Annotated in this window: 11 protein-coding genes; 8 read left to right on the top strand and 3 right to left on the bottom strand. The window is 70.4% G+C overall.

What is annotated here, in order from left to right; all coding sequences use genetic code 11:
* Positions 1 to 41 precede the first annotated feature (41 nt).
* On the top strand, positions 42 to 578 hold the full coding sequence (locus ACIBI9_RS17380) for a GNAT family N-acetyltransferase (RefSeq protein WP_397223094.1): 537 nt from the start codon (positions 42 to 44) through the stop codon (positions 576 to 578).
* A gap of 39 nt (positions 579 to 617) precedes the next feature.
* On the opposite strand, the gene ACIBI9_RS17385 is transcribed toward ACIBI9_RS17380, so the two are convergent.
* Positions 618 to 1061: a DUF6194 family protein gene (locus ACIBI9_RS17385; protein ID WP_397223095.1), complete on the bottom strand. Its 444-nt coding sequence runs from the start codon at positions 1059 to 1061 to the stop codon at positions 618 to 620.
* Positions 1062 to 1155: 94 nt separating this feature from the next.
* On the opposite strand from ACIBI9_RS17385, the gene ACIBI9_RS17390 reads away from it, so the two are divergent.
* The gene (locus ACIBI9_RS17390; RefSeq protein WP_397223096.1) at positions 1156 to 1464 is read left to right on the top strand and encodes a hypothetical protein; all 309 of its coding nucleotides are present in this window, start codon (positions 1156 to 1158) and stop codon (positions 1462 to 1464) included.
* Here the strand turns inward: ACIBI9_RS17390 and ACIBI9_RS17395 are convergent.
* On the bottom strand, positions 1398 to 2921 hold the full coding sequence (locus tag ACIBI9_RS17395) for a M48 family metalloprotease (protein WP_397223097.1): 1524 nt from the start codon (positions 2919 to 2921) through the stop codon (positions 1398 to 1400). The genes ACIBI9_RS17390 and ACIBI9_RS17395 overlap by 67 nt on opposite strands.
* 81 nt (positions 2922 to 3002) lie before the next feature.
* On the opposite strand from ACIBI9_RS17395, the gene ACIBI9_RS17400 reads away from it, so the two are divergent.
* Entirely contained in the window at positions 3003 to 4223 is a 1221-nt protein-coding gene (locus ACIBI9_RS17400; RefSeq protein WP_397223098.1) for a deoxyguanosinetriphosphate triphosphohydrolase, read from the top strand.
* A 66-nt stretch (positions 4224 to 4289) separates the two neighbouring features.
* Positions 4290 to 5447 carry an NAD(P)/FAD-dependent oxidoreductase gene (locus ACIBI9_RS17405; RefSeq protein ID WP_397223099.1) on the top strand — a complete coding sequence of 386 codons (1158 nt, stop codon included), beginning with the start codon at positions 4290 to 4292 and terminating at the stop codon, positions 5445 to 5447.
* Here ACIBI9_RS17405 and ACIBI9_RS17410 read toward each other — a convergent pair.
* On the bottom strand, positions 5413 to 6321 hold the full coding sequence (locus tag ACIBI9_RS17410; RefSeq protein ID WP_397223100.1) for a M23 family metallopeptidase: 909 nt from the start codon (positions 6319 to 6321) through the stop codon (positions 5413 to 5415). The two genes, ACIBI9_RS17405 and ACIBI9_RS17410, sit on opposite strands and share 35 nt — an antisense overlap.
* 142 nt (positions 6322 to 6463) lie before the next feature.
* On the opposite strand from ACIBI9_RS17410, the gene dnaG reads away from it, so the two are divergent.
* From dnaG to rpoD, 4 genes are all read left to right on the top strand, one after another.
* Positions 6464 to 8305, top strand: a complete 1842-nt coding sequence (dnaG, locus tag ACIBI9_RS17415) for a DNA primase (RefSeq protein WP_397223101.1) — start codon at positions 6464 to 6466, stop codon at positions 8303 to 8305.
* Between the two features lie 225 nt (positions 8306 to 8530).
* Positions 8531 to 9517, top strand: a complete 987-nt coding sequence (locus ACIBI9_RS17420) for a YncE family protein (protein WP_397223102.1) — start codon at positions 8531 to 8533, stop codon at positions 9515 to 9517.
* The gene (locus tag ACIBI9_RS17425; RefSeq protein WP_397223103.1) at positions 9514 to 10395 is read left to right on the top strand and encodes a hypothetical protein; all 882 of its coding nucleotides are present in this window, start codon (positions 9514 to 9516) and stop codon (positions 10393 to 10395) included. Before ACIBI9_RS17420 ends, ACIBI9_RS17425 begins: the two co-directional genes overlap by 4 nt.
* 340 nt (positions 10396 to 10735) lie before the next feature.
* Positions 10736 to 11839, top strand: a complete 1104-nt coding sequence (rpoD, locus tag ACIBI9_RS17430) for an RNA polymerase sigma factor RpoD (RefSeq protein WP_185072039.1) — start codon at positions 10736 to 10738, stop codon at positions 11837 to 11839.
* Positions 11840 to 11869: the final 30 nt, after the last annotated feature.

Genomic DNA, 11869 nt, shown 5'->3' on the forward strand with positions numbered 1-11869 from the left:
TTCGATTGACCCCGCGCGGATTCCGTCAGAAGGATGCGGGGGTGCATATCGAGTTCACGCGATTCTCCCCGGACGACGTCGAAGCGCTCGTCGGCTTCCTCACCGGGCAGGAATGGCCCTTCCACGCGGGTGTCCAGGATCCGGAGACCGTGCGCAAGCGCGCCGCGGACGGCCTCTACGACGACGAGGAGTCCAGGACGTTCTGGGTGCTCGCCGACGGGGAGCGCGCGGGCCTGGTGCGGCTGCAGGACCTCGCCGACGACACCCCTCTGTTCGACCTGCGGATAGGGCAGGAATGGCGGGGCCGGGGCCTCGGCACCGCGGCGGTCGCCTGGCTGACCGGATACCTCTTCGCCGAGCTCCCGCACATCACCCGCATCGAGGGCACGACCCGCCAGGACAACCACGCGATGCGAACGGTCTTCCGCAGGAGCGGCTACGCCAAGGAGTCGCACTACCGGGAGTCGTGGCCGGGCCTGGACGGCGCGGTCCACGACGCCGTCGGCTACGCGATCCTGCGTCGCGACTGGCTCTCCGGCACGGTGACGCTCCCCGACTGGGACGACGAGCCCCGCTGACCGCGGTGCGCCTGGCCGGAGACCGGCCAGGCGCGAGGGTCAGGAGGTCTTGCGGGGGCGGTGGCGGGCGACGGCGCGGGCGTGGGCCTCGGTCAGGAGGGGGCGGGCCTGCTCGCCCGGGTTCACGATGGCGATCCAGCCCTGGGTCGCGTACTTGGGGTGGGGGAGGACGCGGTCCTCGGCCGTGTAATCGACCTCGGAGTCGTCGCCGACGAGCCGCTGGAGGGTGGCGCGCCCGACGGCGATGTTGAGCCGGAACACGCCCGGCCTGTTCAGGTCGGAGAAGGTGTCCCAGTCCGGGTAGTCCTTGATGACGATCGTGGCGAACGGCTGCCGGGGATGGGTCTCCAGGGTGCCTTCGGGGTCGTAGAAGAAGAACGTGTCGCCCCAGGCCACCTCGGGGGCCTCGCTGTTCTCCTCGACGGTCTGGGTCACGACTCCGGGGAAACCGGACACGAGCTGAATGATGTCGTTCTCAGTCATACCTTCAAGTGTTTCATTGCACCGCCCTGTGAGACTTTGCATGCTGAACAGGCCCTCGACCACAGAAAAGCTTCAAACCGCGAGTCTGGAGACCATGTCCGGGACACGCCTTCCTGGGGGTTTCGTCAATGCTGTCGTCCGCGTCGGCGACACCGTCCGCCGCGCGCCCGGGCAGCGGGCCGCGTACGTGCACGAGCTGCTGCGCCACTTCGAGCGGAGCGGGTGGGCGGGCGCGCCCCGGCGGGTGCGGCTGATCTGCGACGCCTACGGGCCGCAGGTGCGCGCCTGCCACGACCGGGTCGCCGAGCACCGCGCCGCGTTCGAGCGGGCGCTGCGTCAGAACGAGGGCGTCGCGGCCTGGGCGGCTGGATGCCCGGGGGAGGGCTCCTCGATCGGGACGTAGTCGTGGCGCATGCCGTGGTCCCCCAGCCACCGCCGGAGCCCGGCGACGGCCTCCGGATTGGCCGACACCTGGGCCGCGTACTCCGACAGCGCCACCTCCTCCCCGTCGTCGAACAGCAGCCGCGCCGGCCCCGACCACGACAGCGTCCACTTGGCCTCGCCGAGCTGGATCAGCACCGCCTCCAGCGCCTGCCCCAGCACCCCGGCGAGCAGGGTCTCCGACGTGTTCCAGCCCTGCTCGCGCAGGACGGCCTCCAGCTCCGCCTGCCGGCCGCGGGCGATCGCCTCGAAGGCGGCGTCCAGGTACGGCCGCGCGGCCCCCATCACCCGCTGGCCGGCGACCGCCAGGTCGTGGAGGGCGTCGGCGTTGCGGCCCGCGTACATGGCGTGCGCCACCAGCTCCTCCCATGACACCGGCCGCAGCCCGGTCAGCGCCTCCGGCGTCCACATGGCCTGCTCCACGGCCTGCACCGCCACGTTCGCGTCGCGCAGCAGCGTCAGGGCCGAGCGGGGATCGGGGACGTGCGGCGGCTCCGGCAGGTGCTCGATGGCGGCCAGGCGCTCGGCCAGGCTCGGATGGGAGTCGTACGGCGAGACCTCCTGCGGCTCCTCGCCCAGCTTGGCGATCTCGGCCTGCCGGTCGCCGTCGCTCATGAGCGCGTGGAAGCCCCCGAACACCGAGGCCGGCCTGGTGCCGCCCGCGCCGGTGAGCGACAGGTAGTTGTCGACGTAGACGTCCCAGCCGGTCGCGGTGGTCTGGATCTTGCGCAGCGCCCCCGCCATGGCCTGCCGCCCGCCGATCGCGACCGCGAACTGGTCGGCCTCCAGCTCCTGCTTGCGCGAGACGGCCTGCGAGACCCGCAGGTAGAACTTGGCGTACCAGGTGAACAGGCGCTGCACGAACGGGTGGTTGCGCAGCCCCTGGACGGTGGCGAGGAGCGAGACCCGCCCCCGGTAGACCGGCGCGCCGAGCCGCGTGTGCGCGCCGCTGTAGTGGCCCAGCTCGTGACCCAGCACCGCGCGCATCTCGTCCACGGTAAGCGTCTGCAGCAGCGGCAGCCCGATGAACATCCGCCGCCGCGTCGCCTTCATCCCCAGCCAGCGCGTGTCCTCCGAGACGGCCGCGTTGACCTCCGCCACCAGCCGGATCTCGTCCGGCGGCGCCGTGCGCACGCGCTGGGCGAGCTCCTCGACCGTCTGCCACAGCACGGGCTCGTGCTCGCGTCCGATCGGCACGCCAGGCTGGTCACCGCCCTGGCGGCGGCTCACCACGAACAGGGCCCGTACGAGGGCGCCCGCGACCAGGGTGAGGACGATCGCGGCCTTGAGGGCGTTGGCGTGGAAGTCCACGAGGAGCAGGACGTCGAAGAAGATGGCGGCGACCAGGAAGAGGCCGACCAGAACATAGAAGCCGGCGAGCAGGATGAAGGCCAGCACTGCTCGGAACGCTGTCGTCATGGGGTGAGGGCTCCCGGGGAAGGGGTTCTCGCGAGGCTTGACCTTAGCGGAGACCGGAAACTGGATAAAATCACCAAAGCAATGCCTTACTACGACGACCATGATCAGGAGCGTTGGGTTCCGGAACCTCCCGGCAATCCTGAACGCTCCGCGTTCGAGCGCGACCGCGCCCGGGTGCTGCACAGTGCCGCCCTGCGCAGGCTGGCCGCGAAAACGCAGGTCGTGGGCCCTGCCGAGTCCCTCGGCGGCGGCCAGCACATCCCGCGTACGAGGCTCACGCACTCCCTCGAATGCGGTCAGGTCGGCAGGGAGATGGGCGCCACGCTCGGCGTCGATCCCGACCTGGTGGAGACCGCGTGCCTGGCGCACGACCTGGGGCACCCGCCGTTCGGCCACAACGGGGAGATGGCGCTCAACGCGCTGTCGGCCTCGTGCGGCGGCTTCGAGGGCAACGCGCAGAGCCTGCGCCTGCTCACCAGGCTGGAGGCCAAGGTCCTCACCGAGGACGGCCGCAGCGCCGGGCTCAACCTGACGCGGGCGGCACTCGACGCTTCCATCAAATATCCCTGGACATGCGAAAAATCCGCAAAATTCGGCGTATACGACGATGATCTACCCGTGTTCCGGTGGATCCGGGATGGCGCGCCGGACGGGCGGGTGAGCTTCGAGGCGCAGATCATGGACTGGGCCGACGACGTCGCCTACTCCGTGCACGATCTCGAGGACGCGCTCCACTCCGGCCACGTCACCCCCGAGGCGCTGCGCTCGCCCGCCGAGCGCACGCTGGTGTGCGAGACCACCCGCACCTGGTACGCCCCCAACGCCGACCTCGGCGAGCTGGAGGAGATCTTCGCCAGGCTGATCACCGATCCGCTCTGGCCGCGCCGCTTCGAGGCCACGCTCGCCGACCTGGCCGGGCTCAAAGCCCTCACCAGCGGCCTCATCGGCCGCTTCTGCCGCTCGGCCCAGACCGCCACCAAGGAGGTGTACGGCTCCCGCCACCGCGCCGACCTCGTCGTGCCCCACGCCACCCGCCTGGAGTGCGCCCTGCTCAAAGGCGTCACCGCCCACTTCGTCATGGCCACCAGGGACCACAACGCCAACCAGGCCAGGCAGCGCGAGCTCATCACCGAGCTGGCCTCGATGATCACGCTGGGCGCGCCGGGCACGCTGGAGCCCGCCTTCAGACCGGCGTACCTGGGCGCCGCCGACGACGCGGCCCGCGTCCGCGTGGTGATCGACCAGATCGCCTCGCTCACCGACACCTCCGCGGTGGCGTGGCACCGCAGGCTCTCCCGCTGACCAAGTTTCCCCATGAGCTGGGACACCCGGCTTTCCCCGTGACCCGCGCGGGCGGATACTGCGGCCATGGCCACATATGTGATCGTCGGAGCCGGACTCGCGGGGGCCAAGGCCGCGGAGACGCTGCGCGAGGAGGGCTTCGACGGCGAGATCGTGCTGATCGGCGCGGAGAGCGAACGGCCCTACGAGCGACCGCCCCTGTCCAAGGAGTACCTCCAGGGCAAGAGCGAACGAGAGACGATCTTCGTCCACGGCCCGGAGTGGTACGCGGACAACGCCGTCGATCTGCGGCTCGGCACGCGCGTCACGCGCATCGAGCTCGACAACCACCTGGTCAGGCTCGGCGACGGGTCGCGCCAGCCGTACGACAAGCTCCTCATCGCCACCGGCGCCACGCCGAGGCGCCTGCCGGGGCCCGCGTACTACCTGCGTACCGTGCACGACAGCGAGGCGCTCAAAGAGCGCCTGGCCGGCGCCGGCAGCGTGCTCATCGTCGGCGCGTCCTGGATCGGGCTGGAGACCGCGGCGGCGGCCCGCGCGGCCGGCTGCGAGGTCACCGTCGTCGAGCCCGAGTCCACCGCGCTCAACCGGTCGCTCGGCAACGAGCTCGGCGACCTGTTCGCCCGCCTGCACGTCAGCAAGGGCGTGGACCTGCGCTTCGGCACCGCCGCCGCTGAGATCACCGAGACCGGGGTGCGGCTCAGCTCGGGCGAGCGGCTCGCCGCCGACTTCGTCATCGTCGGCATCGGTGCCGCGCCCGAGGTCGGGCTCGCCCGCGACGCCGGGCTCGACGTCGGCCAGGGCATCCTCACCGACGCAGCCCTGCGCACCTCGCATCCCGACGTGTTCGCCGCCGGTGACGTGGCCGAGCCCTTCCACCCCCTGTACGGGCGCCGCCTGCGCGTCGAACACTGGGCCAACGCCCTGCACGGCGGCCCCGCCGCCGCCCGGTCGATGCTCGGCCAGGACGTGGTCTACGACCGGATCCCGTACTTCTACACCGACCAGTACGAGCTGGGCATGGAGTTCTCCGGCGACATCGAGGGCTACGACGAGATCGTCTACCGCGGCGAGCCCCAGAGCCTGGAGTTCATCGTGTACTGGCTGCGCGAGGGCCGCGTGATCGCCGGCATGAACGTCAACGTCTGGGACGTCGTGGACGAGATCCAGGAGCTCATCAGGTCACGCGTCATTGTTGACCAAAAGGAGCTATCGACGGGGTGACGGTGACCACGCCGTCGTCGGTGTGCTTCGGCTTCGGTCCCTGGGTCTTGCCGGCCTGCGGGACCTTCTTCGACCCGCACTGCACGGCGCATCCCGGCGTCTCGCCCAGCTTGCCGCGCAGCGCCAGCGTCTCCTCCCTGGGCGAGTACGTGCGGTTGCCCGTCGCCCAGGCGTCGAGGTAGTCCCACGGCTCGACCATGCCCCTGCGTACCCACCAGAAGGCCGGGCCCGTCTTCCACGAGATCGCGAAGTACAGGTTGGGTCCGGTGTCGCGGGCGTTGCCCGTCCGGCCCACCCGTCCGAGCAGCTGGCCCGCCTTGACCCGGACGCCCGGCCTGACGCCGTCGGCGATCGCGTCGAGGTGGCCGCCGAGGTAACGCACGCCGTCCTCACCGATGATCGTGACGAACCTGCCCTCGCGGGCGGCCCCCGCGTCGGTGGACGCGCGCCACTTGTCCTGGATGTTCACCTCGTCCACGACGCCGCCGATCGGCGCCACGAACGAGCACCCCTGCGCCGCCCAGATCGTCGTCTTGGGCAGCACGAGGAGTTTGCGCTGGTAGGTCGTCTTGCAGCCCTTGACCGGGAAGGTGTACTCGTACTTCGACAGCTTCGGCGGCGGCACCTTCACCGGGTCGTCGCCCTTGGGCGGCTGCTCGGCCGCCTGGTGCTCGGGCTCCGGCTCCGCCGACTCGCCGGGCTGCGTGGCGGCCGGCGGGCTCGTGGCCGGCGGGCTGGAGGGCGACGTCGCGTTGACCCCCGCCAGGCCGGTGGCCTGGGAGCAGGCGCCGGTCAGCAACAGGGCGGCCGTGACGGCCGCCCATCGTCCGAGATGCCCCGTACGCATGATCTCCACCCGTGTCACCGTTTCCACCGACAACCTTTACCTTTGTAGCCGACCGGGAGCCCCCGCAGAGCCGGTTTCCCCCTTTAGCAACCGACAGGTAATGCCCGCCTATCCCCGTACCGCGCCTGGAGGGGCGGAACCGTCGGTGGGGCGGAATAGACTCACCGGCGTGGCTGGCCGGATCCGTGATGTCGACATCGCGCTCGTACGTGAGCGTTCACCCATCGCCGACGTGATCGGCGAACACATCCAGTTGCGCAACGCGGGGGGCGGCAACCTCAAGGGCCTGTGCCCCTTCCACGACGAGAAGAGCCCGTCGTTCAACGTCACCCCCGAGCGCGGGATGTACTTCTGCTTCGGCTGCTCCGAGGGCGGCGACGTGATCACGTTCGTCGAGAAGATCGAGCATCTGTCGTTCGGCGAGGCGGTCGAGCGGCTGGCCCAGCGGGCCGGGATCACACTGCAGTACGAGCAGGGCGGTTACGTCCCCAGGCGCGACCACGGCGAGCGGGCCCGGCTGATCGAGGCGCACAAGGCGGCGGCGGAGTTCTACGCCGACAAGCTGCTCGTGCCGGACGCGGCGCCCGGGCGGCGGTTCCTGTCGGAGCGGGGCTTCGAGCGGGCCGACGCCGAGATGTTCGGGGTCGGCTACGCGCCGGCCGAATGGGAGGCGCTGACGCGGCATCTGCTGGGGCGCGGGTTCACCGCCGAGGAGCTCGTCAAGGGCGGGCTGGCCAAGGAGGGCCGGCGGGGGCCCATCGACCGCTTCAGGGGGCGGCTGATCTGGCCTATCAGGGACGCCACGGGCGATGTGATCGGTTTCGGCGCGCGGAAGTTGCTCGATTCCGATGATGGTCCGAAATATCTGAATACGCCTGACTCGCCGCTTTACAAGAAGAGCCAGGTGCTTTATGGGATTGATCTCGCCAAACGGGAGATCTCCAAGCGGGCTCAGGCCGTGATCGTCGAAGGCTATACCGATGTGATGGCCTGCCATCTGGCCGGTGTGCCGACGGCGGTGGCCACCTGCGGCACGTCGTTCGGCGAGGAGCACATCAAGATCCTGCGCAGATTCCTGCTCGACCAGGCCGAGTTCCGGGGCGAGGTGATCTTCACCTTCGACGGCGACGCGGCCGGGCAGAAGGCGGCGCTGCGGGCGTTCGCCGACGAGCAGAAGTTCGTCACCCAGACCTACGTCGCGGTGCAGCCCGACGGGCTCGACCCGTGCGACCTGCGGGTCAAGCAGGGCGACGCGGCCGTGCGGGACCTCATCGCGAGCCGCGAGCCGCTCTTCCAGTTCGCGATCAGGAGCACGATCTCCCGCTACGACCTGCGCAGCAACGAAGGCAAGATCGCCGCACTAGACGCCGCCGCGCCGATCGTGGCCGGGATCAAGGACGTCGGGCTGCGCAAGCGCTACGCCATCGACCTCGACCGGTGGCTGGGGTTCATGGACGAGCGGTTCGTGATGCAGCGCATCGCCGAGGTGGGCGGGGCGCAGCAGGGCCGCCCGCGCCGCGCGCCCCAGGCGGCGCCCGTCGATCCGAGCGTGCGGGTGGAGGGGGAGCTGCTCAAGCTCGCCGTCCAGCGCCCCGCGCTGCTCGGGCCGCGCTTCGACGCGCTCGATCCGCAGGCGTTCACGGCTCCCGACCATGTGACGCTGCACAAGGTCATCGTCGCCGCGGGCGGCGTGGTGGCCGGCGCCTACGGCGGGCGTGAGTGGGTCGACCGGTTGCTGGAGCACGCGCACGAGGAGGGGGCGCGGGGGCTGGTGACCCGCTTCGCGGTGGAGCCCATCCAGGCGGACGCGCACGCCGAGGAACGCTACGCCGGCGCCATGCTGGCGGCCATCGAGGCCATCGCGGTCGACCGGGCCATCGCGCAGGCGAAGTCGCGGATGCAGCGGCTCAATCCGGTGGAGGAGCAGCAGGAGTACAACAAGCTCTTCGGGGAGCTGGTGGCGCTGGAGCAACAGCGCCGCGTCCTCCGCGACCGCGCCGCCGGCAGCTGACCCCCGCGCCGCCTGCCCGGCCGTGGTGCTGCAGGTTGTCGCGCGACCGTGGGCCCGCATGATGCGCTCCATGCGCGATGCCCGCTCGGCGGCGACGTCCGCGTCTGGCCGGTCGTGGGGCGCAGCTGCCAGCCGGCGCTTGCCGCTTGCCGGGGTGCGGGCAACGGCGGGCGGTGTGATGTGTTCGTGATCAACCTTTGCGGCGGTGAAGCGGTCTAAAACGGCGTGAGAGTCAAGATCGCGTCGGCCCTTGGGGCGCTGGCGGCCGTGGCGATGGTGGCCGGAACGGTTGGTGCGGCGGGGGCGAGTGCGGCCGAGGGGGCGCCGGTCCGGGCCGTTCATCTGCCCAACTGCGGCGGTGACTACTTCATGCCGTGCAAGAAGGCCCCCTGGTACCTCTACCTCCGCGACGGCCGCTGGGTGAAGTTCCCCGACGCCGCCCGGTACGCCACCGAGGCCGACGGGGCGCGGGCCGACGAGGTGGAGGACGATCCGGCGCCGTTCGAGGTCAGCGGGGACGGTGGCACCATCGCGTACGTCAGGGCCCGCGACAACCGGGTGGTCGTCGAGCGGTGGCCCGGCGGCAAGGCGACCGTGCTGCCCTCCTACGGCAAGGGCGTGGGCACCAAGTACGTCGACCTGTTCCTGTCGCCCGACGGCCGCCGCCTGCTGGTCGGCTTCGCGGAGGCGGCGAAGAAGCGGGCGGCGCTGGTGGTCGACGCGGCGACCGGCGAGACGGTCAGGACGCTGCCGGTGAGCGACGTGCCGAAGGGGTTCGGCGCCGACGGCGATGAGGTGCTCGCGACCAGGGCGAAGGACGACAACACGATCGAGGTGCTCGCGTACCCGCTGGACGGCGAGCCGGTCGCCGACACGCCGCCCCAGGAGGTCGTGTCCAGGAACTCCGAGCTCGCGCTGGCGGCGGACGGCCACACGCTCCTGGTACGGCTGCCCACGGCGGGCAAGCAGCCCGAGCGGGTGCGGACGTACGACCTGCGGGCCCGCGCATGGGCGGGCAAGGCCAAACCGGTCAAGGCGAAGCAGGGCACGTCGAGCCTGGCCTGGGGGCCGGGCGGGCGGCTCGAGCTCCGCCGCGACGAAGGCTCCGACGAGGAGGGGCAGTGGACCACCTGGGTCTACGCGCTCGACGCCGCGACGGGCGCCACCAAGCTGGTCGACAAGTACACGATTCGCGCGGGGGTGCCGAAGTGAGAGTGAGCCACCTCGCCGTCGTGGCCGCCCTGCTGGCGCCGTTCGCGGTCATGCCGGCCGCAGGGGCCGCTGGCGACCCGATCCGCTACGCGGAGGCGCTCAAGGGCCGGACGCTCCAGGTCGTGCTCCGCAGCGGCGCCACGCGCACGCTGAAGGCGCTGGGGGAGGGCCACCGGCCGGTCGCGGTGAGCGCCGACGGGGCCCGGATGGCCTACTTCAGGGCCGGGGACAGAGCGCTCGTCACCTACCCGTCGGGCAAGCGCGTGGGATCGGTCAAGCAGCCCAGGAACGAGGTGGGCGCGGACGAGACGACGCTGATGCTGTCGCCGGACGGCCGCCGGCTGGCCTATTACGGCAACGACGGCACCAACCGGGGCCGCGTGTTCGACGCCGTCACCGGGAAGAGGATCGGCTCGCTCCCGGCCCCCTTCGACTGGAACCCGGCCGGCTTCAGCGGCGACGGCGGTGAGATGCTGCTCGTCCGGAGCGCCTCGACGACCGACCTGGCCGTCACGGACCTGCGCGGGCGCGTGCTCCGCCGCGACACGCCGCCCCAGATCGTCGGCTTCAACCTGCCCGAGTGGCACGGCGACGGCAAGGTCGCGGCGCTGGCGGCCGACGGGCGCAGGATCGCCGTGTACGTGCCGGGCCAGGCCCCGGGCCTGGTGGTGTACGACCTGGCGAGCAGGCGGGTGAGCGAGAAGATCGCCGTACAGAAGCCCGCGGCCGCCACCTGGACGGGGGAGCGGGAGGTGACGATCCGTGTGGACGGCGGAGGCCGGACGCGGCAGGTCCGCATCGATGTGGACTCCGGCGCGAGCCAGGTCGCGGACGACTACCAAACCCCTGTGAAGCGGGCATACCACGCGGGCGGTTGATAACAGTTCGGCCGCGATGACAAGCGGCATACCAGGGCGGTTGACCAGGGAACCTGGCTCGGTCCAATAAGCGACAAAGAGGATGTGCAACGACTTCGGGGCAGCGAAAGAGTTGCGTCCGACCGGGGGGTGTCGCCGGGCGCCGGGAATCCAGACCGCGTAATTGACTTTACTTTCCTGATCAAACTCCGGCTAAACCTTTAAACGATCTCAATTCGGTAAGGACGTTCGCCTTACCTTCGGTGACAAAAATGGGTCTGCCATTTGATGGAACCAATACTGCAGACTGTCTCCCGTGGGTGCATCGGTGCTGCCAAGCAGTCCGCCATCGGTAGATCAGGTGGCGGACCTCGTCGCGAAGGGAAGAGAGCGCGGGAGCGTAACCGTCGATGACGTCGCAGCCGCGCTTGACCGATCCGAGTTGCCGTCCGACGCGCTGGAACGTGTCGTGCGCATGCTCGCCGAGAACGGCGTGGAGGTCCTCGAGCCCCAGGGCGACGAGGAGACCACCCGCGCCGATGAGGAAGACGTTGGCAAGCGGGCGCCGACCAGTGATCTGGTCCGTATTTATCTACGGGAGATCGGCCGTGTGCCTTTGCTGACCGCAGAGGAGGAGGTGGAGCTCGCCAAGTCGATCGAAGCCGGTCTGTTCGCCGAGGACAAGCTGGGCAGCGGGGTCTCGCGCCTGGCCTTCCCGGAGTTCAGGGAGCTCGTCTGGCAGGGCACCCGGGCCAAGCAGCGGCTCATCGAGGCCAACCTCAGGCTCGTGGTGTCGATCGCCAAGCGGTACGTGGGCCGCGGCATGCTGTTCCTGGACCTGATCCAGGAGGGCAACCTCGGGCTCATCCGGGCGGTCGAGAAGTTCGACTACACGAAGGGCTACAAGTTCTCCACCTACGCCACCTGGTGGATCAGGCAGGCGATCACGAGGGCCATCGCCGACCAGGCGCGGACGATCCGCATTCCCGTGCACATGGTGGAGACCATCAACAAGCTCGTGCGAGTGCAGCGCCAGCTCCACCAGGACCTCGGCCGCGAGCCGATTCCCGAGGAGATCGCCAAGGAGATGGACCTCCCTGTCGATCGCGTGGTGGAGATCCAGCGCATCGCCCAGGAGCCCGTGTCCCTGCAGTCGCCGATCGGTGAGGAGGACTCCGACCTCGGCGACTTCATCGAGGACGCCGACGCTGTCGTGCCTATGGAGGCCGCGGCCTTCATCATGCTGCAGGACCAGCTCGACGACATCCTGGCCACGCTGTCCGACCGCGAGCAGCGCATCATCCAGCTCCGCTTCGGCCTGGCCGACGGCCATCCGCGCACGCTGGAGGAGGTGGGCAGGGAGTTCGGGGTCACGCGTGAGCGCATCCGGCAGATCGAGTCGAAGACCCTGGCCAAGCTCCGCCACCCGACGCGGGCGCAGATGCTGAGGGACTATCTGGACTGATCCGGAGGGATCCCAAGGGAACGGGCCCGG

It is taken from the genome of Nonomuraea sp. NPDC050451 (genome assembly GCF_044458585.1).

Coding starts and splice junctions, on each gene's coding strand:
- ACIBI9_RS17385 (WP_397223095.1), bottom strand. CDS start 1,061: ATGACTGAGAACGACATCATTCAGCTCGTGTCCGGTTTCCCCGGAGTC.
- ACIBI9_RS17390 (WP_397223096.1), top strand. CDS start 1,156: ATGTCCGGGACACGCCTTCCTGGGGGTTTCGTCAATGCTGTCGTCCGC.
- ACIBI9_RS17395 (WP_397223097.1), bottom strand. CDS start 2,921: ATGACGACAGCGTTCCGAGCAGTGCTGGCCTTCATCCTGCTCGCCGGC.
- ACIBI9_RS17400 (WP_397223098.1), top strand. CDS start 3,003: ATGCCTTACTACGACGACCATGATCAGGAGCGTTGGGTTCCGGAACCT.
- ACIBI9_RS17405 (WP_397223099.1), top strand. CDS start 4,290: ATGGCCACATATGTGATCGTCGGAGCCGGACTCGCGGGGGCCAAGGCC.